General features: G+C 57.9%; 22 protein-coding genes. 16 read left to right on the forward strand and 6 right to left on the reverse strand.

Features of this window, described 5'->3' with window-relative positions:
* Positions 1 to 339: 339 nt before the first annotated feature.
* Positions 340 to 753 (reverse strand): helix-turn-helix domain-containing protein, encoded by a 414-nt coding sequence (locus tag R8L07_21835; GenBank protein ID MDW3208184.1) that lies wholly within the window; start codon positions 751 to 753, stop codon positions 340 to 342.
* Between the two features lie 78 nt (positions 754 to 831).
* Between R8L07_21835 and R8L07_21840 the strand changes: the two genes are divergently transcribed.
* The 4 genes from R8L07_21840 to merA are packed head-to-tail and all read left to right on the forward strand — an operon-like array spanning position 832 to position 3,272.
* Positions 832 to 1,230 carry a mercuric transporter MerT family protein gene (locus R8L07_21840; GenBank protein ID MDW3208185.1) on the forward strand — a complete coding sequence of 133 codons (399 nt, stop codon included), beginning with the start codon at positions 832 to 834 and terminating at the stop codon, positions 1,228 to 1,230.
* Positions 1,231 to 1,253: 23 nt separating this feature from the next.
* Positions 1,254 to 1,586, forward strand: coding sequence for a cation transporter (locus R8L07_21845; protein MDW3208186.1), 333 nt, complete (start codon positions 1,254 to 1,256; stop codon positions 1,584 to 1,586).
* A gap of 5 nt (positions 1,587 to 1,591) precedes the next feature.
* A complete protein-coding gene (gene merF / locus R8L07_21850) occupies positions 1,592 to 1,840 on the forward strand; it encodes a mercury resistance system transport protein MerF (GenBank protein MDW3208187.1) in 249 nt (82 codons plus the stop codon).
* 1 nt (position 1,841) lies between these two features.
* Positions 1,842 to 3,272: a mercury(II) reductase gene (merA, locus tag R8L07_21855; protein ID MDW3208188.1), complete on the forward strand. Its 1,431-nt coding sequence runs from the start codon at positions 1,842 to 1,844 to the stop codon at positions 3,270 to 3,272.
* A gap of 74 nt (positions 3,273 to 3,346) precedes the next feature.
* Here merA and R8L07_21860 read toward each other — a convergent pair whose 3' ends face one another.
* Together R8L07_21860 and R8L07_21865 are read right to left on the reverse strand one after the other, a co-directional pair.
* Entirely contained in the window at positions 3,347 to 4,279 is a 933-nt protein-coding gene (locus R8L07_21860; GenBank protein MDW3208189.1) for a CPBP family intramembrane glutamic endopeptidase, read from the reverse strand.
* 177 nt (positions 4,280 to 4,456) lie between these two features.
* Positions 4,457 to 5,092, reverse strand: a complete 636-nt coding sequence (locus R8L07_21865; protein ID MDW3208190.1) for a tyrosine-type recombinase/integrase — start codon at positions 5,090 to 5,092, stop codon at positions 4,457 to 4,459.
* A gap of 148 nt (positions 5,093 to 5,240) precedes the next feature.
* Here R8L07_21865 and vapB point away from each other — a divergent pair, with 148 nt between their 5' ends.
* Entirely contained in the window at positions 5,241 to 5,471 is a 231-nt protein-coding gene (gene vapB / locus R8L07_21870) for a type II toxin-antitoxin system VapB family antitoxin (protein ID MDW3208191.1), read from the forward strand.
* 125 nt (positions 5,472 to 5,596) lie between these two features.
* Here the strand turns inward: vapB and R8L07_21875 are convergent, their stop codons facing one another.
* Positions 5,597 to 6,250, reverse strand: coding sequence for a TetR/AcrR family transcriptional regulator (locus R8L07_21875; protein ID MDW3208192.1), 654 nt, complete (start codon positions 6,248 to 6,250; stop codon positions 5,597 to 5,599).
* 116 nt (positions 6,251 to 6,366) lie between these two features.
* On the opposite strand from R8L07_21875, the gene R8L07_21880 reads away from it, so the two are divergent.
* From R8L07_21880 to R8L07_21925, 10 genes are all read left to right on the forward strand, one after another.
* Positions 6,367 to 8,412: an NADH:flavin oxidoreductase gene (locus R8L07_21880; protein MDW3208193.1), complete on the forward strand. Its 2,046-nt coding sequence runs from the start codon at positions 6,367 to 6,369 to the stop codon at positions 8,410 to 8,412.
* A gap of 1 nt (position 8,413) precedes the next feature.
* Entirely contained in the window at positions 8,414 to 9,448 is a 1,035-nt protein-coding gene (locus R8L07_21885) for a proline racemase family protein (GenBank protein ID MDW3208194.1), read from the forward strand.
* 1,353 nt (positions 9,449 to 10,801) lie between these two features.
* Positions 10,802 to 11,236: a hypothetical protein gene (locus R8L07_21890; protein ID MDW3208195.1), complete on the forward strand. Its 435-nt coding sequence runs from the start codon at positions 10,802 to 10,804 to the stop codon at positions 11,234 to 11,236.
* 400 nt (positions 11,237 to 11,636) lie between these two features.
* Entirely contained in the window at positions 11,637 to 11,897 is a 261-nt protein-coding gene (locus R8L07_21895; protein MDW3208196.1) for a hypothetical protein, read from the forward strand.
* A gap of 48 nt (positions 11,898 to 11,945) precedes the next feature.
* On the forward strand, positions 11,946 to 12,434 hold the full coding sequence (locus tag R8L07_21900; protein MDW3208197.1) for a GFA family protein: 489 nt from the start codon (positions 11,946 to 11,948) through the stop codon (positions 12,432 to 12,434).
* A gap of 4 nt (positions 12,435 to 12,438) precedes the next feature.
* Complete coding sequence (locus R8L07_21905) at positions 12,439 to 12,594, forward strand: hypothetical protein (protein ID MDW3208198.1); 156 nt, start codon at positions 12,439 to 12,441, stop codon at positions 12,592 to 12,594.
* A 12-nt stretch (positions 12,595 to 12,606) separates the two neighbouring features.
* Complete coding sequence (locus tag R8L07_21910; protein MDW3208199.1) at positions 12,607 to 13,047, forward strand: YqaA family protein; 441 nt, start codon at positions 12,607 to 12,609, stop codon at positions 13,045 to 13,047.
* 113 nt (positions 13,048 to 13,160) lie between these two features.
* A complete protein-coding gene (locus R8L07_21915) occupies positions 13,161 to 14,402 on the forward strand; it encodes a DUF2325 domain-containing protein (protein MDW3208200.1) in 1,242 nt (413 codons plus the stop codon).
* Positions 14,399 to 14,935 carry a hypothetical protein gene (locus R8L07_21920; GenBank protein MDW3208201.1) on the forward strand — a complete coding sequence of 179 codons (537 nt, stop codon included), beginning with the start codon at positions 14,399 to 14,401 and terminating at the stop codon, positions 14,933 to 14,935. Before R8L07_21915 ends, R8L07_21920 begins: the two co-directional genes overlap by 4 nt.
* 260 nt (positions 14,936 to 15,195) lie before the next feature.
* Complete coding sequence (locus R8L07_21925; GenBank protein ID MDW3208202.1) at positions 15,196 to 15,801, forward strand: hypothetical protein; 606 nt, start codon at positions 15,196 to 15,198, stop codon at positions 15,799 to 15,801.
* A gap of 7 nt (positions 15,802 to 15,808) precedes the next feature.
* Here R8L07_21925 and R8L07_21930 read toward each other — a convergent pair whose 3' ends face one another.
* Positions 15,809 to 17,122: a HAMP domain-containing sensor histidine kinase gene (locus tag R8L07_21930; protein MDW3208203.1), complete on the reverse strand. Its 1,314-nt coding sequence runs from the start codon at positions 17,120 to 17,122 to the stop codon at positions 15,809 to 15,811.
* Between the two features lie 344 nt (positions 17,123 to 17,466).
* Between R8L07_21930 and R8L07_21935 the strand changes: the two genes are divergently transcribed.
* Complete coding sequence (locus R8L07_21935) at positions 17,467 to 18,072, forward strand: hypothetical protein (GenBank protein MDW3208204.1); 606 nt, start codon at positions 17,467 to 17,469, stop codon at positions 18,070 to 18,072.
* Positions 18,073 to 18,147: 75 nt separating this feature from the next.
* Here R8L07_21935 and clpA read toward each other — a convergent pair whose 3' ends face one another.
* Positions 18,148 to 20,493, reverse strand: coding sequence for an ATP-dependent Clp protease ATP-binding subunit ClpA (clpA, locus tag R8L07_21940; GenBank protein MDW3208205.1), 2,346 nt, complete (start codon positions 20,491 to 20,493; stop codon positions 18,148 to 18,150).
* Between the last annotated feature and the right edge of the window lie 150 nt (positions 20,494 to 20,643).

Below are 20,643 nucleotides of genomic sequence, written 5' to 3' on the forward strand. Positions count from 1 at the left end.
GGATTTAGGTCTTCGACAGCACACAACCGTCGTAGACGCAAATGCCGACAATCGTCCAAGGTTTGTGAGAGTCCGGCTATCAGGAGAGTGCTGTACCACTACATTTGCTGGATGGCTAACGGCCGCCGGCGAAGTAGCCAGGGATCTGGCCTGCTGCCTGACCCACTACGGACGTTTGCCAAGCCCATTTGGGCTGCCCCATGCTAGCTTCCCGACGACTTAACGGGGTACCCGATTGCGTCAGGCTCTATCAGACGGGTTGAACCACCATTATGGCGCAGGCCACGAAGCACACAGCAATCTCGGCAACGTCGCCGATATAGACAAAGACTGTCCCGATCAAGACGCTAGAGCCTCCAATACCGGGCACTCCGGCACCTGTTCGCCGGAGCACTGCGCCGCCGTTGCGGCTAGTACCTTCTCAATTCGTTTGAGGTCCGCAATCTTGGTGCGCACATCGGACAGATGCTGTTCCGTAAGCACCTTCACCTCGGCACAAGTCTGAGTCCCCCGGTCGACTAGACGCAAAAGCCCACGCAAGTCCCCGATGGAGAACCCCAATTCCCGGCCGCGCAAGATGAAGCGCAGGCGCGAAACGTGCGCATCATCATAGATACGATAGCCAGCGGCCGTGCGTGGGGGGGCTGGCATCATGCCGATTTTCTCGTAGTAGCGAATGGTCTCCAGGTTGCAGCCCGTCCGCCGCGCGAGTTCCGCACGCATCAAACGTCTCTCGGAAATGTGATCAACCATGATCATGAAAACCCTCTTGAGTCTGTAGGCACTACAGACATTACCTTAGCGCCAGAGTGAAAGCGAGGATGATGACGTATGAGCACGACCGAGACAAAAATCCGCCCGTTACAAGTTGAGAGAGACATCGACGACCGGAAGCGAAAGCTCTTTACGGCAGGAGGCGTGATTGGGGCCATTCTCGCGTCGACCTGCTGTGTTGTACCGCTGTTGTTTGTGGTTCTGGGCATTTCCGGGGCGTGGATCGGCAATCTGACGACACTGGAGCCCTTCAAACCTTACTTTGCAGGTGTTGCGCTGACCTTCATCGGACTTGGCTTTTGGCAGGTCTACTTCAAAACCAAACCAGCCTGCGAAGACGGCAGCTACTGCGCTAGGCCGAATTCGACCGTCATCGCCAAGACCGCCCTATGGCTTTCAACCGTCATCGTTCTGCTCGCGCTGACCATCAATTGGTGGGCGCCGATATTCTACTGAACCGGAACTTAGGAACTACACTGATGAAACGAACCGTCATCCTCTCCATCACTTTGCTGACCCTAATCGGGTTTGGCTGGACAATCGGGTCGTCCGTGCCCCCGGCCACAGCGCAGTTTGCATCCCAGCAAGTGTCCGCCGCCCAGACCCAGGTATTCGCGATCGAGAACATGAATTGCGCCCTGTGCCCCATCACTGTGAAGAAGGCTATGGAGGGCGTTGCGGGTGTAACATCGGTAGCTGTTGATTTCGACGCCAAGACGGCGACGGTGGTTTTCGACCCGTCGGTGACGAACGCAGACGCCATTGCCGCCGCCTCCACCGACGCGGGCTATCCTGCATCGGTCAAAGGCTGAGCCTGATGAAGGACGCCACGATCCTCAAGACCGGCATCATTGGCACGGTCATCGCTGCCATCTGCTGCGCAACCCCCGTGCTGGTCGTTGCCCTCGGTGCGCTCGGCCTGTCGGCCTGGGTGGGCGGGCTCGACTACGTGCTTCTGCCCTCGCTCGCCGTCTTCCTCAGCCTGACGGCCTACGGCCTGTGGCGGCGCACCCGCGCGGCGGCCTGTTGCGATACGAGCACTCAGACAAACAAGGAAAGAGACTGACATGGCGGACTGCTGCGCCCCGACCAAATCATCCAAAGCGAGTTACGACATCGCCGTCATAGGCGCTGGCTCGGCGGGATTTTCCGCCGCCATCACGGCCGCCGAACAGGGCGCGAACGTGGCGCTGATCGGCCATGGCACCATTGGCGGTACCTGCGTCAATGTCGGCTGCGTTCCGTCCAAGACCATGATCCGGGCCGCCGAGGCGCTGCATGGCGCACGCGCCGTGGGTCGTTTTCCGGGGCTGACCGGGGAAACCCAGTTGAATGACTGGCGGCGTCTGATCGCCGCCAAGGATGACCTCGTCTCCACGCTCAGGCAGAAGAAGTACGCGGACCTCCTACCCGAATACAACACTATTGCCTATCTGGAAGGTGAGGCCCGGCTGAACGGGGCAGGTGTCCTCGTTGACGACACCGCCGTAGCTGCTGGAAAGACCATCATCGCTACGGGCGGGCGGCCTGCCGTGCCGCCTGTTCGCGGTATCGAAAGCGTGCGCTACCTGACCAGTACGACGCTTCTGGAACTGGAAGAACTACCCGAGAGCCTGATCGTCCTCGGCGGTGGTTATATCGGCGCCGAGCTCGCGCAGATGATGGCCCGTATGGGTGTCAGGGTGACAGTGATCTGCCGCTCGCGCCTTCTGCCGCAGGTAGAGCCGGAAATTTCCGCAGCTCTGGCAGACGTATTCCGGGACGAGGAAATCGTCCTTCATTGCGGCATCGCCTACGATGCCTGCCGCGAAGACGAGACCGGCGTGACTGTCTGCATAAAGGAAGATGGCCGTCTGATCGAGCTGAAGGCCGAGAGGCTTCTGATCGCGACAGGGCGCACGCCCAATACCGATGCGCTGGGCTTGAATGATGCCGGCATTGAACAGGACAGCCGTGGCGCCATTGTTATCGATGACCGGATGCGTACGTCTCGGTCTGGTGTCTACGCCGCCGGCGACGTGACTGATCGCGATCAGTTCGTCTACATGGCGGCCTATGGGGCGAAGATCGCCGCCCTCAATGCGCTGAACGGCGACAGCCTTGCCTACGACAACAGTGCCATGCCGTGGGTGGTGTTTTCCGACCCGCAGGTGGCGGGCGTGGGCCTTACCGAGGCAGCGGCGGAGGCGACCGGTCACGCGATCAAGACCTCCATCTTGCCGCTGGACGCAGTACCGCGCGCGCTTGCCGCGCGCGACACGCGGGGACTGATCAAGCTGGTTGCGGATGCCAAGACCGACCACCTGCTCGGGGGTCAGGTCCTCGCACCCGAGGGCGCCGACAGCATCCAGACATTGGCCATGGCGCTCAAATTCGGAATGACGACCAAAGCGCTTGGAGAGACCATTTTCCCCTATCTAACTACGGTCGAGGGACTGAAGCTCGCAGCCCAAACCTTCGACAAGGATGTCACCAAGCTATCATGCTGTGCCGGATAACGTCCGCCTTTGGCTAACGGACGCCGGCGAAGGAGCCAGGGGGCCTGCCTCACTAATGGCCCCGTGACGGACATTCAGGTTGAGGGCGCTTGTCTATGATGAAGCGATTTTCGGAAAAACCAAACGATCCACGGAATGCCTATTACAGCGCCAAGGGGCCCCAACCACCAAAAGGCTCGAAACTCATCCAAGGTCCAATTCTGTGTCCCGCTATAAACTGTCCCTTCGACTAATAGCAACACGAACACAATCGCATTGTTCGACATGTGGATGACTATGGGCCCAAAAAGAGATTTTGTTTTCATGTAAATTGCTGAGAGAACAGCTCCAAAAATTAACCCGCCAACAACGTCAACATGAAACAAGGCGAATATCATGGACGAGAACACTACCGCCTTGGCGGGCCCATATTGTTGGTGCCACCTATTAAGCAGAAAGCCCCTGAAAAATAATTCTTCGACTACAGGCGCGATAGCCACGAGGACAATCGCATTAACCCCACTCGCAAGAACAGCTTCAATTCGTGGTTCCCACCAGATAAGAGGCGGAACGTCCAATACCCAAAAAACCACGAAATCCGGCCAAGCGTATGATAGTGGCAAATAAACTGAGTATAAGCCAAAAACCGAAACGCCAACTAGCGGGATGCCAAGAAGACTGTAAATCCAAACCTGTTTTGCATTTAGCCGGTGCCCAAACGAAATTTGATCTGCAATGCCCGCTTTCTTACAAGCAACCCAAATTAAGCTGGCTAAGAGAACATACACCGCACACCCGACAATCGCGTCCGGAAGCGACCGTACCTCAGCTACAAAAAATTCAGGCCAAATGAATCTAGCACTCAAGAGTGGAAGCGCCGTTGCCAGCAATAACATCAGCAACAAACTTCGCCCCCGAAGTACAGCAAACATCGCCGATGAATCCATTTGCGGTTCGCCTTCTTGGTGCTCTTTCAATTTTCCTCCATGCGCCGCGCGATCAAATGGAATTGATGCGGCCCCATTCATTATAAACTCAGGTGTTTACTTTCAGGCAACTAGGAACAGAAATAGCGTCAACGAAGAATAGTAACCGGCACAGATTCAGCGAGCTTTGAGTACCAACCTAATTTCCAACGCACATCCGTTCCTGGCTACGTTCCACTAGAGGAGGCAGAGCGGACCAAATCCGCTCCGCCCTAAGGGTCAGACTTCAACTTGTTCAGCAATTTCGAGCGCATCATCGACTTCTATTCCTAGATAACGAACGGTGCTCTCGATTTTTGTATGGCCCAGCAACAGCTGGACGGCACGCAGGTTTCCGGTTTTTCGGTAGATCAGCGTCGCCTTTGTACGCCTCAGCGAATGTGTCCCGTACAAGGCCCGGTCGAGACCAATGTATGTGACCCAGTTGCCGACCAGTCGCGCGTATTGCCTAGTTGTTAGATGCTCATCTCTACCGCGGTTCCCAGGGAACAAATACTCTCCCAGTGGCCGCCGGGGTGACTCGAGATAGGCATCGACGGCTTCCCGTGTTGGTTCGGTTAGCTCGAACTTGACCGGTCTGCCGGTTTTCCGCTGACGGACCGTCGCTCGATTCGCCGTACAGCCATTCGGGGCTATGTCGTTCACCTTCAAAGCGACGACATCACAACCACGCAGTTTGCTGTCGATCGCCACATTGAAGAGGGCGAGATCCCGAACCTTCCTTGACAACCCAAGATGCGCTCGAATGGCCCATACATGTTTCGCTTTCAAAGGTGGCTTCGGGCCAGTGAACTTTCCCTTGTTCCAGGGCACACGGCGTCTGCTTGGGGCGCAGTTAATGGTTAAATGTACCATCGGAGCTCTCCTCAGAAGATGGATGGAAGAGAGCAGTATGCGGTCGGTAGATGAAACGACCGAATTGCCAACCCCTGCTAACCTGAACAAGATCGGCATATGCAGCGGGGCCAAACTTGTTTCCCCATAAGCCCTGGGAGGGAAGGCGATGACAAAATCTACAGTCTTTTACAGCAACCGAACCCAGGCCGTTCGGATCCCAAAGGCATTGGCGTTTCCGGATCACATCAAAAAGGTTGAAGTCCTGGCCGTTGGAAACGCGCTTGTGATTTACCCACAAGGCGCAACGTGGAGAACTTTCTTCGAAGGCGACCGGGCGACCTCGGACTTCATGGCCACGCGCGATCAACCTGGGCAACAGGTGCGCGAAGGTCTCTGAAGGCGCGTGCAGCCACCTTAAAACGTCCGCTTCTGGCTAACGGCCGCCGGCAGAAGGGGCGTGGTGCCTGGCTTGCTGCCTGACCCATATCAGAAGAGTGCAGAAGTCGAGGTTTCAACTCACAACTAGCGTTGTATTTCGGTCGCGGTTTCAAAGTCGAAGCGTGCGTAGAACCGAGCCATTTCGCTGTCAGTTGCGGCCTGACCGCAGAATGTCTTCACGTATGACGGAACGCGCCGCATGCGTTCGGAGGTACTCTCCACCACTTGCATGGAGATATATCCAATTTGGGTCAGGTAGACCGTCCTGGCACGGACATCAGCATCGTCTGCTGAGAAGCCGTACTTCACAAATAGCGAACGGATCGCGTCGAGGCGTCGCTCATCCGCTGCGTTGACTCGCCGTGCCACGGCCTCTGATTTATGAGCCCAGCCACGAATCGCGAAGTCGAGTTGCGGCTCGAAGCAGTTTTCGTCATGGAATACGGCAATAAGGTTGAGAACCGCCTCTGTGATAGTTTCGGAATAGGCTGCGCAAGCCGCCACAAACGCACCGGTGTTCTTCTCATCCCACTCGCTCAAGAGCGCGTCGAGCAACGCCGGTCTATCCTTGAAGAACCAATAGAAGCTCGTGCGCGAAATGCTCATAGCCGTGGCCAACGGCTGAATCTTCACGGCGTCGACCCCGGATTCGACCAAGGCTGACTTTGCCGCCTCCAACCAGGTTTCGCGTGACCCCCGCCAACCCGATTCCTTATGCATGCCGGTACCATCATTCATACCCTGTAGATACTCCGCGCCTCCCCATTGAACAAGGGAAATGAACAGTGCTGTACTCACAATTGACACATGTGTACATTTTATGAGATACCCGCTCATCCATTGAGGAGAGCGCCATGTCCAAAGATCCACTACTTCAGCCGTATCAGCTAAAGCATCTCACTTTGCGCAACCGGATCATGACGACCAGCCATGAACCGGCATATCCAGAAGACGGAATGCCGAAGGAACGATATGCGGCCTATCACGCGGAACGCGCAAAGGCGGGCGTGGCACTGGCGATGACGGCCGGTTCCGCAGCGGTGTCGAAAGACAGCCCCCCGGTTTTCAACAACATCCTCGCCTATAAGGACGAAGTGGTTCCATGGATCCGGCAACTAACCGACAAGTGCCACGATCATGGTTGTGCCGTCATGATCCAGCTCACGCATCTGGGGCGGCGTACCAACTGGTCCAAGGGCGATTGGCTCCCTTCCGTCTCATCTTCCAAGCATCGGGAGCCCGCTCACCGAGCATTCCCAAAACTCGCGGAAGACTGGGACATAGAAAGAATAATTCGAGACTATGCTGACGCCGCGGAGCGAATGAAAGCCGGCGGCATGGACGGCATTGAGCTGCAAGTTTACGGCCACCTGATAGACCAATTCTGGTCGCCTCTGACCAACGATCTGGACGGCCCCTACGGCGGCCAGACCTTGGAAAGCAGGATGAAACTGGTTTTCGACGTGTTGGGTGGGATACGCGACCGCGTTGGCAACGAATTCGTTGTCGGACTGCGCTACACCGCCGACGAAGCCGAGGCAGGCGGAATCACTCCGAAAGAAGGTCTCGAGATTTCGAAGCGGCTCGCCGCCAGCGGAATGGTCGATTTCCTGAATGTCATTCGCGGCCGCATTCACACGGACCCGGCGATGACTGATGTCATCCCTGTGCAAGGCATGAAGAACGCACCGCATCTCGACTTTGCCGGGGCCGTTAAGGAAGCGACGGGCATGCCGACATTTCACGCGGCAAAAATCCCGGATGTCCCGACGGCCCGGCACGCCATCGCGTCAGGCTTGCTCGACATGGTCGGCATGACCCGCGCCCACATGGCTGATCCGCATATTGTAAAGAAAATCGTGGAGGGGCGAGAGCAGGATATTCGCCCATGTGTCGGGGCCACCTACTGCCTTGACCGAATCTACGCGGGTGGAGAGGCGCTCTGCATCCACAATGCGGCTACCGGACGCGAACTAACCATGCCGCACGAGATTGCGCCCGCAACCGATAAGAAGAAAATCGTAATTGTCGGTGCGGGCCCGGCCGGTTTGGAGGCGGCAAGGGTAGCTGCCGAGCGCGGTCATGATGTCACCGTCTTCGAGGTTCAGCCGAACCCGGGCGGTCAAATCCGTTTGACTGCACAGAATCCGCGACGGCGGGAAATGATGTCCATCATTGATTGGCGGATGGCCCAATGCGCCGCCCGGGACGTCGAGTTTCGGTTCAACACCTGGGCCGAGGTCGACGATGTAACCGCACTGAACCCGGACGTGGTAATCGTCGCTACAGGCGGCTTGCCAAACATGGAGCTGTTTGAAAGCGGTGAGGAAGCGTCCCTTGTTGTCAGCGCATGGGACTTGATCTCCGGGGACGTGAAACCGGGGCAGGATGTCTTGATCTATGACGAAAGTGGCGATCATCCCGGTTTGATGGCCGCAGAAATTGCTGCCAATGCAGGTGCAAAAGTCGAGATCATGACGCCGGATCGCACCTTCGCCCCTGACGTCATGGCGATGAACCTCGTCCCTTACATGCGCGCACTGCAGGATAAGGACGTCACCTTCACGGTCACACGAAGGCTCAAAGGGGTGCAGAAGGACGGAAACCGGCTGAAGGCTACAATCGGGACGGACTACAGCGACCACACGACTGAGAAGACCTATGACCAAGTAGTTCTGAACTACGGTACTCTACCGTTGGCCGATCTTTACTTTGAGCTGAAGCCTCTCGCATCAAATCAAGGAGCCGTTGACCACGAGGCGCTAATTGCCGGTCGTCCACAGAATCTCGTTCGTAATCCTGATGGCAAATTCAAGCTTTTCCGGATCGGTGACGCCGTTAGCGCACGAAACACCCACGCCGCGATCTATGACGCGTTGCGCCTCGTCAAGGACGTCTGAAATGCGCACTACGAAAATCATCCATGTCGTCTCGGTGCATGCGGAGGGAGAAGTCGGCGATGTCATCGTTGGCGGTGTTTCTCCGCCGCCAGGTGACACTTTGTGGGAGCAGCGCAAGTGGATCGCCGAGGACCAGACTCTCCGGAACTTTGTTCTGAACGAACCGCGTGGCGGAGTATTCCGGCACGTCAATCTACTGGTGCCGCCACGACACCCGGATGCCCAGGCTGCGTGGATCATCATGGAGCCCGAAGACACTCCGCCAATGTCCGGGTCCAACTCAATTTGTGTCGCAACGGCTCTTTTGGACACGGGGATCGTTCCGATGACGGAGCCTGTCACTGAAATGGTACTGGAAGCTCCTGGCGGATTGGTCCACGTTCGCGCGGACTGCGCTAACGGCAAAGCGGAAAGGATTACCGTCGAGAATCTGCCGTCATTCGCACACAGCTTGGGCGTCGAATTGGTGGTTGAGGGACTGGGCACCATTTCTGTCGACACAGCCTTCGGCGGCGATAGCTTTGTCGTCGTGGATACTCAAGATCTCGAGTTGAAACTCGATGTTCAAGATGCCCGTCACCTGGCCGAACTCGGTGTTCGGATTACCAATGCCGCCAATGCGCAACTGACATTCCACCATCCAACACGGCCCGATTGGGGGCATCACTCGTTCTGCCTGTTTGCCGGGCCTCTCGAACAGGACGGGGTCGGCCTAAGGGCACAATCTGTTGTCTCGATTCAACCAGGTAAACTCGACCGCTCCCCGACCGGCACCGCCGTTTCGGCACGCATGGCGTTGCTTCATGCTAGAGGTTTGATGGGGGTCGGAGACCGTTTCACCGGCGTTTCGATCATCGGATCAGAGTTTCACGGCAAGATCCTGGGTACCACCCAGGTAGGTAGCCTCACCGCAATCCGACCGCAGATCAGTGGCCGCGCATGGGTAACCGGAACGCATCAGCATATGCTGGATCCGGACGATCCATGGCCGAGTGGATATAGGATTGCCGATACCTGGCCAATGACAAGCAAATAGAACCAGTGGAGATGTCCGTTCCTGGCTACTATCGTATGGATTTCACGGCAGCTACCAGACTCATGTTCCGGCCAGACGCCGTCACTCGACAGGGGTAGAGTTATGTACACTCCGACGTCGGTGCCCATCGGAATCAGGACCAAACAGAAGATTGTGATTCTGGCACTCAGGTGAATCTAGATTGGCGTAGAACAGTAGAAAGAGGCTATTCTCAATTGCCAATAAATTTTATACTCGCGCTTTGCGATATTTTCAGGCGTTACCGGTCACTCTCATGAATCGATCTATAATTGGACTGTTTCTATTCCTCCTAAGTGCATGCGCTGAACAAGCGACTCCAACAGTAAACGATCGGGAGGAACTGGGCATCGCCATGTGGGATGCCTGTAATGCCCACGGAGAAATGGAACTTTTAGGCGTATCGGCGGCTGGCGAGCCAATTGTCCGTGAAAAGGCGCTAGGATTTCCTTCAGGGGCTTATCGGCGTTGTATTGGCCGCCAAAGATACGAACAAGTCGCTGCTCTGAAACGCCCAGCAGCCGATTTATTTGAGCGAGTTCGACTGACCGCCGCAACACCTCCATACCGACCTGCTGTGTTCTATGATCCGGACAGTCCGCCGGTTCGTCACGTATTCGCTTCTACAGAGGAAGTTTACCTCTTCATCCTAACGAACGCACTGCCGAGGCAAACCGATCTAGAAATCGAATGGCGCTCACCGGATGGTCATCGTTTGGTTGTTGAACGTGCAATTGGACCAACTAGTTCCTCGCACGTTGGTAACTGGGTAATAGTTCGTTGCCCGGTAAATGCACCTTTGCGAGTTGGCTCTTGGGGTGTCACCGTCAGGGCAATGAGCCAGCACGTTTGGCAAGACGGTTTTACCGTCAAATAGCCCCGTGTACCCCTACAGAATGGCGGGCAACCGAGCGTCTCGAAGTCATGTCGGTTAGGGAGGACCAGAGACAAAGCTGCGACCGCATGTCCGTTTCTGGCAATTGGTTTGGGCCCGCGAGACTGTCCGCTTCTGGCTATCCGTCGTCGGCGGAAGGGGCCTGGGGTCTGGCCCGCTGCCTGACCCGAAAGAGACGTTCTAAGCTGCGAATCAGGTAGCTCAACAAGACCGACGAAGGTACCCGACCTCTGTGGAACACCTAGAGTCCCTTTGCTTCCCTGGAAAGGACACTTTCTATTGTGGTAATTTTGTTAAGTCTCTCTTAGATGGGGGCGTTTTGCGAAATCAAATCGGTTTGATTGCAGCTTCGTACGCAAGTATGAAATCTGGTGCGGACGGCCGGTGGTTTTTTTCGATACTGGAGAAGGTGGGTTCTGGGTAATGTGTGGGACGGAGCGGTGAGCGTAACAAAAATAGTTGAGGCAGACTTCTCTACGTGGAAGAGGTTTAGGGCCCTATTTATTATTCAGGTTTTTGTTTCGTTTCTATCTTTGTATTTTACATTTATTTTCGATATCTCAATATTAATGATTACTCCGCTAGTTTTTACATTTCTATGTACATTTTTATTTTTGTCTATTTATTTGTATTTTGGGGTTTCGTATCTGCCTGAGGTTTACGGGATAGATACTAGCAAATCTCAAATTATGTTGGGGTTTCTAAATTCCAGAAATATTCAAGGCTTGGATATTTGCTCTGATGCGAGGGCGCGTATTGCGTTGGTGAGAGGGCGTTGTTTTCAGCTTGTCTGGATTTGTTGGGCTTGGTTTGTGCTGTTTGTGTTTTTGTTGCCTGCAGTGTTGGCGGTTGTGGCGGTTGTCGTACATATGTGAGTGTGGATTGACCAATTTGGGGGGGATGGGGACGATTAGTGCGGTGCACTCCTACCCATTGTCCGATCAATCTTGATCGGGCGACTATGGCTTGAGCCGTCAAACTACTTCCAGATTTCGGTAGCGTCCGCATCTGGCTAACGGCCTCCCATAGCGCCATTCGATCCGAACGTCCGCTGAGCGAGTGGAACTGGGCGGCATTGATCCAGGCCTCGCGTAGCGCGGGCGTGAGATGATCTTCCAGGAAACCTTGCCACGTCCGTCCGGTGTTATGTGCCACCGTCCGCCGAAGGCGGAGAATGGTCGACCTCCGCATCGCCGACTCTCTCAAATCGGCCATTGAAACTGCGACTCATTATTATTATCAAGCCGCATCACTGTTGGTGTGATGAGGCGTTTCATGAATTCCGTCTTTGCCGTCATGTTGATTGTCGTCTGCCGCCCGGACCTGCTGCATTGCGGCCCGATAACGCATTGGAACTATGGCTGGCAGTCGGTCGAAACCTGCGGTGTCGAGCGTCCGCGGATTCAGCGCATTGCCACAGGGCGCGCACCGCAGGACTCCATCGTCATGACGAAATGCGAGCTTTTCCTCAACCAGGCCTCCCAGCCCCCCTTTCCGACCTATCTCGACCAGCCGCTTACCGGAATCCATTTCTGACACGGAGCAGCGGTAGACAGGTGCCGTGTCGGCGACTAGGGTTTCGGCATGGTTGAAGACAACTCCCGTTTTGAGGGCGGCTGCGCCTGCGGCAATGTCCGGTATCGCGTGAACGCGCCCCCGATGTTTGTGCATTGCTGTCATTGCCGTTTCTGCCAGCGGGAGACGGGATCCGCCTTTGTCGTCAATGCCCTGGTGGAAGGGTCCAAGGTAGAGATTCGGGCCGGCGAGCCGACGCCGTGTCGCCTTCCCACCGAAAGCGGCAATCCGCACATTGTCTATCGCTGTCCTGAATGCCATATCGCGCTCTGGAGCGAGTATTCCAATGGTGAAAAGCTGCGGTTCATCCGGGTCGGGACCCTGGACGAGCCGGACCGGTTCCCGCCGGACATCCACATCTTCACCTCAAGCAAGGTCCCCTGGACTCCGATTCCAAATGGCGCACTCTCCGTGCCGGAGTATTACGACATGCGTCAGATCTGGCCGCCGGAGCAGTTTGAGCGCCTTCTCGCAGCGGTCAGGCCCGGCCATGAATAGGCCCATGCGCATGGCGGCCTCCGTCTTCGCAATGCTGATCCTTTCCGGATGCATGGCCTGGGACTGGCGTGAGATGGGACGCGACCTGCTGACGCAACTTTGTCTCTCCGAATCCTCCGTTACCTGCGACGAGGAACGGGAAGCACGTCGGCGTTACTAGGCCATCACCGCCGTGTACGAAGCCCTCGGTATCTATGGCGGCCTCTTTCTGCTGTCCTTCCTCGCGGCAACGATCTTTCCGGCGCAGTCCGAAATCGGGCTGGCCGCCCTCATCCTGTCTCAGGACTACACGCTGCTGCTACTGATCGCCGTCGCCAGTGTTGGAAACACCCTGGGCAGCGTCGTGAACTGGGCGCTGGGACGGGGCGTGGAGCGGTTTCGTCACAAACGCTGGTTTCCGGCCCGCCAGGAACAGCTGGACCGCGCAATTCGCTGGTACCACAAATACGGGCGATGGAGCCTCCTGATGAGTTGGGCGCCCTTCATCGGCGACCCTCTGACCGTTGTCGCCGGAATTCTCAAGGAACCCCTGATCAGCTTCATCGTCCTGGTCGCGATCGCAAAGACCGTGCGCTACATCGTCGTCGCCGCCCTCACCCTGCAGTGGATCTGACCTCGCCCATCCACATCGGATGAGAGGCGCCACAAAAATTCTGCACACAAGGGTTGACGCGTCACCTGATTTTGCAAATCATTCGCATTCTCAGAATATCTCGAGAGAATGTCATGTGCGAGAAGTGCGAACCGACTAGTCTGACCTGCGGCCTGGACCGGCGCCGCCGCCTTTGGGAAATCGATTCCAATTGGCATTGTTCGATCGTGGGCACCTGCCTGACCCTGGGGGACCTGCGCCGCGTCGCCCGGAAGCTGGGCTACAAGCCGCCCACGGATCCCTATTACGACGTCGACAGCTACCTCCACGGCTATTTCGTGAAACTGTGCGGCAAGCCGACGATCGCCGCGAAAATGCTGGAGAAGGTGCTGAACCGTCGCCATGCCGGTGCGATTCGCAAGCTCCAGAAGGTACGGACGGTTTCCGATCTGTGTGATGCCTGGACCGCAGCCTTCAGCATCGGCGATGTGCCCGGCCCATACTGGGCGATGCTCAGCCATCCGCTAATCGATCTGCGGCTGGGCAGCAAGATCTACAACGACGTCCACATGCTGTCCCATTTGGTCGGGGCATCCAACCGCGCCGATCTGGCCAATCTGCGGCGTCTGGAAAGCGATCTGGCGGCCGCCCAGGAACTGGCCGAGCACACCCGCGCCAGGTCCGTCGCAAAGATCCGGGAAAAGGATGCCCGGATCGAGGAGCTGGAAAGTCAGGTCGCCAGCCTGTCGGGGCGGCTGGAAACGGCGCGAAAGGAAAGCCGCAAGGTACCGCCCTGCGCCATGGAGCGCGGTAATGCCGGCGGCATCGTCGCCCACCTGGAAGCGCAACTCGCCCGCCTGAGCGAAGAGAATGCGACGCTGCGCCAGGAGAATGCCGGATTCCGCGCCCTCGTGCCAACCTTGCGAGAGGAAATTCAGGCGCTGGAGCACGCCATGGGCGATGATGCGGCAACGGATGATCCGACAGGCCGCTGCGCCAATTTCAGCTGCGACCTGAAGGACCGTTGCCTGCTGTATGTCGGCGGACGCACGCGCCATGTCGGGCAGATGCGCAACCTGGTGGCCGACTGGAACGGCGTGTTACTGCATCACGACGGCGGGCTGGAACAATCGCTTGAGGAACTCTCCGGCGCGATCCTGAAGGCGGATGCGGTGTTCTTTCCCACGGATTGCGTCAGCCACAAGGCCATGTACCGGCTGAAATCGGTATGCCAGCAGACCCGAAAGCCCTTCGTACCGCTGCGTACATCCAGCCTGTCTTCCTTCCTGGCCGGGTTGGAAAAAACCATCAAGGACGGCGGAACTTCGCTTTCCGCCCGTGACGCCACACCCGAGGAAGCGAGGACATACCGTTGAGCCGTCTTGCCGATGAAGCCTATCTGAAAGAGAGTTTCCGGGCCCTGAACCATCCTGAACAGCTCGCGCTCTGGGCCATCCGGATGTGGGTACGGGCCTACCGGACCGAAGACCGCGAGGCGGCGGAGGCGATCCGTCACGGATTGATCCTGTCGGACGTTCCCGACGGCACGGAGGCCGCGCTGGACCATTTCATGACGGTCCTGGCGGTCTCCACGCAGGTGTCGATCGACATCCGCTGCCCGAACTGCAAGAGCGTCAGCCAGGACGAACATCGCCTGATGGGGGCATTGGCCGCGATGCAGCAGACCGGGCGCCATGACCCGGCCGTACTGCCGATGGCGCCGGACCAGTACCTGTCGGTCTGGCTGCCGCCGGCGGCGATCCGGCTGTCCCGGATCCCGCTGCAGGCGCTTGCCCATGCCTTCATCGACGCCGAATTGCGGCTGCGCCCCCGTCCCTGGATCCTGCACACCGCCGCGGCCGGCGAGGCGATCGAGGGCCAAACCGCAACGGTCCACACCATTCATTGATTGCGACCAACCGGGACCGGCCCGACAAAGCCGGTCCCGGTAAGCCCGTCTCAGGACAGCCCCCCACATTGGTGTAGGCCACAGGTCTTTGGCACGAACACCGCTTCCCCGTTCGAGGCTCTGCACAGGTCCTGCCTGGGTCCGGACGCTTTCCGACATCCCCCCGAACCCGGTACCGTCCGCTTAACCAATGGTTAGGGAGTATTCGCTACCTTTGGTACGGAGGTATGGGGCGTGCCGTTAGGGGGAATGTCTCCGAGATGTCCGGTCAATTGTTCGACGCCGAGGGCGCAATGCGGCAAAATCCGCAGTTTCATGAATCCGAGGGACTGTTACCAACCCACCAGGAACATTACCGGCTGTCCGAATATCTGCTGCAGGCCGCCGGCGCAGACGGGATGATTGATTGGCGCGACGTGCGGCCGGAAGAGTTTCATCCGTCACTCTTCCCATCCCTTGTCATGTACGATGTTGTGTTGGATGAGAAAGGTACCCCTGCCGATTTCGTTTACCGGATCATGGGGAACCGGCTGATCGAATTCTCCAAGGTAAACATGACCGGCAAGCCCCTGTCGACATTCCCCTACCCCAAGATCAGGGATACGGTGATGGAGATCGCCAAGCAGGCTCACACCTCCGGCCGTCCGATATTCTGCGCGACCTACGCCAATGTGGACGGTGACAAGACGTTGCTGACCGAACGCAGCATGTATCCCATCCGACGTAATGGCGGGCCGGCCATTCTGGGCCTGATTACCGTCACCAAACCACCGCCGCCCTATTCAGAGCTGTTCAAAGAGAAATTCCTTGAAGCGGCGGAGGACGACTATTTCCGAATGCTGGATGCTCCGAATGCGTGGGCCTGATTCGGCATCATGCCGCCGGTAGGGAAACCGTCACTGTCGTGCCAAGCCCCAGTTTGCTGGTAATGGCCATTTTGCCACCGGCCTTGTCCAGCAAGGCCTTCACGATCGGAAGTCCCAACCCGACACCTTTTCGTGCAAGGTGAGGATTGTGCCCCAATTGGGTGAAGGGTTCGACGATGACGTCGATGTCTTCCGGGGCCAAGCCGATACCGGTGTCGATGAAATCGATGCACACCGCTTCACCGGCGCGATAGGCCCGCAAATCAACACGCCCACCATCCGCGGTAAACTTGACTGCGTTCGACAGGAGGTTGGACGCAATGCGGCTGAGAACGTGAGGGTCGACCAGTGGCACCGGAACGGTTTTCGGTAGATGCAACTGGATCGCCACATTTCTACCGGCATTCGCGGCCCGAACCTCTGAGATGCAAGTGGACAATTCGCTTTCCAGGTCGATCATGCGCGCCTGATGCGGCGTCTTGGAAAGTTCCACCGCCGAGAGGTCCAGAATGTCGTTCACCAGGGTCAGCATGTTGCTGCCGCTCGTGTGAATCAGTTCGGCATACTCAACGCAGCCTGCCGGGTCTTTGGCGCGCCCGACCTGCAGGCGCATCAGATCCGAAAACCCGAGAATTGAATTCAACGGTGTTCGCAGGTCATGGCTCATACACGCCATGAAATCCGCCTTCACCCGCTCGGCGCGTTCTGCCCTCATGCGTTGCGCAATCAGGTCCCGCCGCTTCGCACGCAGTCTTTTCAAGGCCATGACCAGGCCAAGGCACGGCAAGCAAAGCAACAGCGCGATCGCGCCAGCCACAAGAACGCCAAGCGCCAGAAATTCCAGCCGGAAATGGCGAGTTGTCGCGGATTCATCCAGATAGACCTCCGCGACCCCTACGACCTCCCCTCCGACCCGAACCGGCACATAAGATTCCACATACACATCCGGTCGACCGTCCCGCTCATCCCCATCCTTTAGAAAGGATTGCGCAATGCCGGATCGCGCGACCTCGGCGGCAACGTCGGCATGATGATCCTTCGCCGTTGCCAAAGTGACGCCCGCATCGTCAGAAATCAGAAGCAATTGGCCATTGGTGTCGAACAGTTTGAACCGGAAGACCCCCGGTACGGACAAAGCCGCCTCCAATAGCCGCCGCTCGGCAGCCGAGGGTAGCTTTGCAGAAAAGAGTGTGGAGTCCGCTGCAATCCCATGACCGAAGAATTCCGCCCAGCCAACGGAGTTCGATTCGGCCTGTATGACCGCCACGTCACGTGCCCGCGTCTCGAAATCTTCATAGAGCGCATAGACTGCAATTGCCACCAGTCCGAAATAGGACAGCGCGAGCGAAACCGCACGCAGACTAACGGCATGTAATGCTGGCAGTCGGAAAAACTTGACTGCACCCTCAGCATTGGAAGCAGTAATTGTCACAATACAACCTGCCGTTTCTTCCCTTGAGGCGTCAGTATCGACCGCAATATTCTTCTTTTACCTCGAGATTCCTTAACCTCTGGTAAAACAGATCACACAAGGCTCAGTTCCCCGGCTACTTGGAGAGGGCGGAGAATCGTCACGCAGGCCGTCTGTTAACCATTGGTTAGGACGGCCTTGTTAGTCTTTTCCTCGAGGGGTGGGGAGCGACTGAAACCGAGGTTCGCTCCACAATGTTCATTCAGACCATCGTCAGTGCCGCAACGGCCCGCGCAACGCCCCGACTCATCCCATCGAGCGATCTGCTTCCGACGCACCAGGAACATTACTGGCTGTCGGAATATCTTTCCGGCCTGCCCGGCGACGGTGACATGCCAGACTGGCAGGACATACGTCCCGAAAACTTTCATCACTCCGTGTTCCCGAGCCTCGTCCTCTTCGATGTTGTCGAATCGGAGGATGGGACAGCCGCGGATTTCGTCTATCGCGTGATGGGGGAGAAACTGATCGAGTTTTCCAGAGTGAACATGACCGGCAAGCCGTTGTCGAAGTTTCCCTTCCTCAACATTCGGCGGAGCGTCACCGCTCTGGCACGGCGTGCGCATGAATCGTATCGTCCGGTATTTTCCTCGACCAAGGCCCGCTTCGATTATGAAAGGTCCCTCCTGACCGAGCGCAGCTTCTATCCGATCCGGCGGAACGGCCGCATCTGCATCCTGGCCCTGATCACGGTCACCAAGCCGCCGATTCCCTTCGCCACCCTGTTCAGTACATCCACCCGGCCCCCGTCGGAAATCGAATCCTTCAGGGTTCTGGAGGCACCGCACGCCTGGGTTTGAGCGTAGTCGACGGCGCGAACAGAAAAGCCCCCGGCTCACTGGGCCGGGGGCTTGTTCTTTCAGGACGGTTTCGACCTAGGCCTTCTCACCGGTCTTTGGCACCGAACTGGAACCCTTGCCCTTCTTCCCCTTGGCCTTCTTGGCCGGAGCATCCGGGAAGGCGAAGCGAAGCTTGTCTTCGGACGCGTCGGCATCGACCAGGACATTGCCGCCATTGGCCAGTTTGCCGAACAACAGCTCTTCGGCCAGCGGTCGCTTGATGTGTTCCTGGATGATCCGGGCCAGCGGGCGGGCACCGTACAGGTCGCTGTAGCCCTTGTTGCCCAACCAGGCACGCGCCTCGTCGGTCAGTTCGATGGTCACATCGCGATCGGCGAGTTGCGCTTCCAGCTGGATCACGAACTTGTCGACGACCTGACCGATGACATCCTTCGACAACCGGGCGAAGGGGATCACGGCGTCCAGGCGATTGCGGAACTCCGGCGTGAACAGTCGTTCGATCGCCTCGGTATCCTCGCCTTCGCGCTGCTCCCGGCCGAAACCGATGGCGGGCTTCGCCATGTCGGCGGCCCCGGCATTGGTGGTCATGATCAGAACCACATTCCGGAAGTCGACCGACTTACCGTTATTGTCCGTCAGCTTGCCGTGATCCATGACCTGCAACAGGACGTTGAACAGATCCGGATGCGCCTTCTCGATCTCGTCGAGCAGCAGGACACAATGCGGCGTCTGATCGATAGCGTCGGTCAAAAGACCGCCCTGATCGAAGCCGACATAACCCGGGGGCGCGCCGATCAGACGGGACACCGTGTGCCGCTCCATATACTCCGACATGTCGAAGCGCTTCAGTTCGACGCCCATGGTTCGGGCCAGCTGCTTGGCGACCTCGGTCTTGCCGACGCCGGTCGGGCCGGAGAACAGGTAGGACCCGATCGGCTTTTCCGGTTCGCGCAGACCGGCACGCGCCAGCTTGATCGCCGAGGTCAGCGCATCGATCGCCTTGTCCTGGCCATAGACCATCGTCTTCAGGTCGGACTCCAGATTGGACAAGGCGTCGCGGTCGTCGCGGCTGACCTGTTTCGGGGGGATACGGGCGATCTTGGCGACCACCGCCTCGACATCGCGGGTCCCGATCTGCTTCTTGCGCTTGCTTTCCGCCAGCAGCATCTGCGCCGCGCCGACCTCGTCGATCACGTCGATCGCCTTGTCCGGCAGCTTGCGGTCGTTGATGTAGCGCGACGACAGTTCCACCGCCGTCTTGATGGCATCATGGGTGTACTTCACCCGGTGGTGATCCTCGTAATATGGCTTCAGCCCCATCAGGATCTTGATTGCGTCATCAACGGACGGTTCGGTCACGTCGATCTTCTGGAAGCGGCGGGCAAGCGCCCGGTCCTTCTCGAAATGGCCGCGATATTCCTTGTAGGTCGTCGACCCAATGCAGCGCAGCGATCCGGACTGCAACGCGGGCTTCAGCAGATTGGATGCGTCCATAGCGCCGCCGGTCGTGGCACCGGCGCCGATCACGGTATGGATTTCGTCGATGAACAGGATGGCGCCTTCGGTCTGCTCCAATTCCTTCATCACCGCCTTCAGGCGTTCCTCGAAATCACCGCGATAGCGGGTCCCGGCCAGCAGCGCGCCCATGTCCAGCGAGAAGATCGTGCAGGTTGCCAGCACGTCCGGCACGTCCAGTTCGACGATCCGCTTCGCCAGGCCCTCGGCGATAGCGGTCTTGCCGACACCGGGATCGCCGACCAGAAGCGGATTGTTCTTGGTCCGGCGGCACAAGACCTGAATGACACGCTCGACTTCCTGCGTGCGCCCGATCAGCGGGTCGATCTTGCCTTCGCCTGCCTTGGCGTTCAGATCGACGCAATAGGCGTCCAGCGCCTCGTGCCCCGACTTGTTGACGTCTTCGGCCTTGGCATCTTCCTCCGTCCCGGACGGGGCCGCACTCGCAGCCGCCGGATCGGGCTCCTGCCCCGGCACCTTGGCGATGCCGTGCGAGATATAGTTCACCGCATCGAAGCGCGTCATGTCCTGAAGCTGCAGGAAGTAGACGGCGTGGCTTTCCCGCTCCGAGAAAATCGCGACCAGGACGTTCGCGCCGGTCACCTCTTCACGGCCGGACGACTGGACGTGAATCGCAGCGCGCTGCAGTACGCGCTGAAAACCGGCGGTCGGCTTCGGGTCCTCGTCCAGCAGCGTGACGAGATTGCTGAGGTCGTTGTCGATATAGTCCGACAGACTGCCGCCCAGCTTCTCGACATCGACCCCGCAGGCACGCATGACGGCGACAGCGTCCTGATCTTCGGTCAGGGCGAGCAGCAGATGCTCCAAAGTCGCATATTCATGGCTGCGTTCCCCGGCGTGACCGAGGGCGCGATGCAGAGTCTGTTCCAGAGCCTTGGATAACATGTAACGGCAGTCTCCTGGTTCGAGGAGCCGGCCCCTGAGGATTCCGTCCGTTGGCCGGCCCTGATGACTCAAGTCTAATACGAGTCGGGTTAACGAAGTCCTTAAGACTCAGTTTGGAACGCGGAGCCTGCTATGCAAGTCCCGCGCCGG

The organism is Alphaproteobacteria bacterium (genome assembly GCA_033344895.1).
In the GTDB taxonomy this organism is placed as follows: Bacteria; Pseudomonadota; Alphaproteobacteria; order UBA8366; family Aestuariispiraceae; genus Pacificispira.

Bases quoted from the DNA above. Each gene is read 5' to 3' on its own strand.
- R8L07_21835 (MDW3208184.1), bottom strand. From the start codon at position 753: ATGGTTGATCACATTTCCGAGAGACGTTTGATGCGTGCGGAACTCGCG.
- R8L07_21840 (MDW3208185.1), top strand. From the start codon at position 832: ATGAGCACGACCGAGACAAAAATCCGCCCGTTACAAGTTGAGAGAGAC.
- R8L07_21845 (MDW3208186.1), top strand. From the start codon at position 1,254: ATGAAACGAACCGTCATCCTCTCCATCACTTTGCTGACCCTAATCGGG.
- merF (MDW3208187.1), top strand. From the start codon at position 1,592: ATGAAGGACGCCACGATCCTCAAGACCGGCATCATTGGCACGGTCATC.
- merA (MDW3208188.1), top strand. From the start codon at position 1,842: ATGGCGGACTGCTGCGCCCCGACCAAATCATCCAAAGCGAGTTACGAC.
- R8L07_21860 (MDW3208189.1), bottom strand. From the start codon at position 4,279: ATGAATGGGGCCGCATCAATTCCATTTGATCGCGCGGCGCATGGAGGA.
- R8L07_21865 (MDW3208190.1), bottom strand. From the start codon at position 5,092: ATGGTACATTTAACCATTAACTGCGCCCCAAGCAGACGCCGTGTGCCC.
- vapB (MDW3208191.1), top strand. From the start codon at position 5,241: ATGACAAAATCTACAGTCTTTTACAGCAACCGAACCCAGGCCGTTCGG.
- R8L07_21875 (MDW3208192.1), bottom strand. From the start codon at position 6,250: ATGAATGATGGTACCGGCATGCATAAGGAATCGGGTTGGCGGGGGTCA.
- R8L07_21880 (MDW3208193.1), top strand. From the start codon at position 6,367: ATGTCCAAAGATCCACTACTTCAGCCGTATCAGCTAAAGCATCTCACT.
- R8L07_21885 (MDW3208194.1), top strand. From the start codon at position 8,414: ATGCGCACTACGAAAATCATCCATGTCGTCTCGGTGCATGCGGAGGGA.
- R8L07_21895 (MDW3208196.1), top strand. From the start codon at position 11,637: ATGAATTCCGTCTTTGCCGTCATGTTGATTGTCGTCTGCCGCCCGGAC.
- R8L07_21900 (MDW3208197.1), top strand. From the start codon at position 11,946: ATGGTTGAAGACAACTCCCGTTTTGAGGGCGGCTGCGCCTGCGGCAAT.
- R8L07_21905 (MDW3208198.1), top strand. From the start codon at position 12,439: ATGCGCATGGCGGCCTCCGTCTTCGCAATGCTGATCCTTTCCGGATGC.
- R8L07_21915 (MDW3208200.1), top strand. From the start codon at position 13,161: ATGTGCGAGAAGTGCGAACCGACTAGTCTGACCTGCGGCCTGGACCGG.
- R8L07_21925 (MDW3208202.1), top strand. From the start codon at position 15,196: ATGTCCGGTCAATTGTTCGACGCCGAGGGCGCAATGCGGCAAAATCCG.
- R8L07_21935 (MDW3208204.1), top strand. From the start codon at position 17,467: ATGTTCATTCAGACCATCGTCAGTGCCGCAACGGCCCGCGCAACGCCC.
- clpA (MDW3208205.1), bottom strand. From the start codon at position 20,493: ATGTTATCCAAGGCTCTGGAACAGACTCTGCATCGCGCCCTCGGTCAC.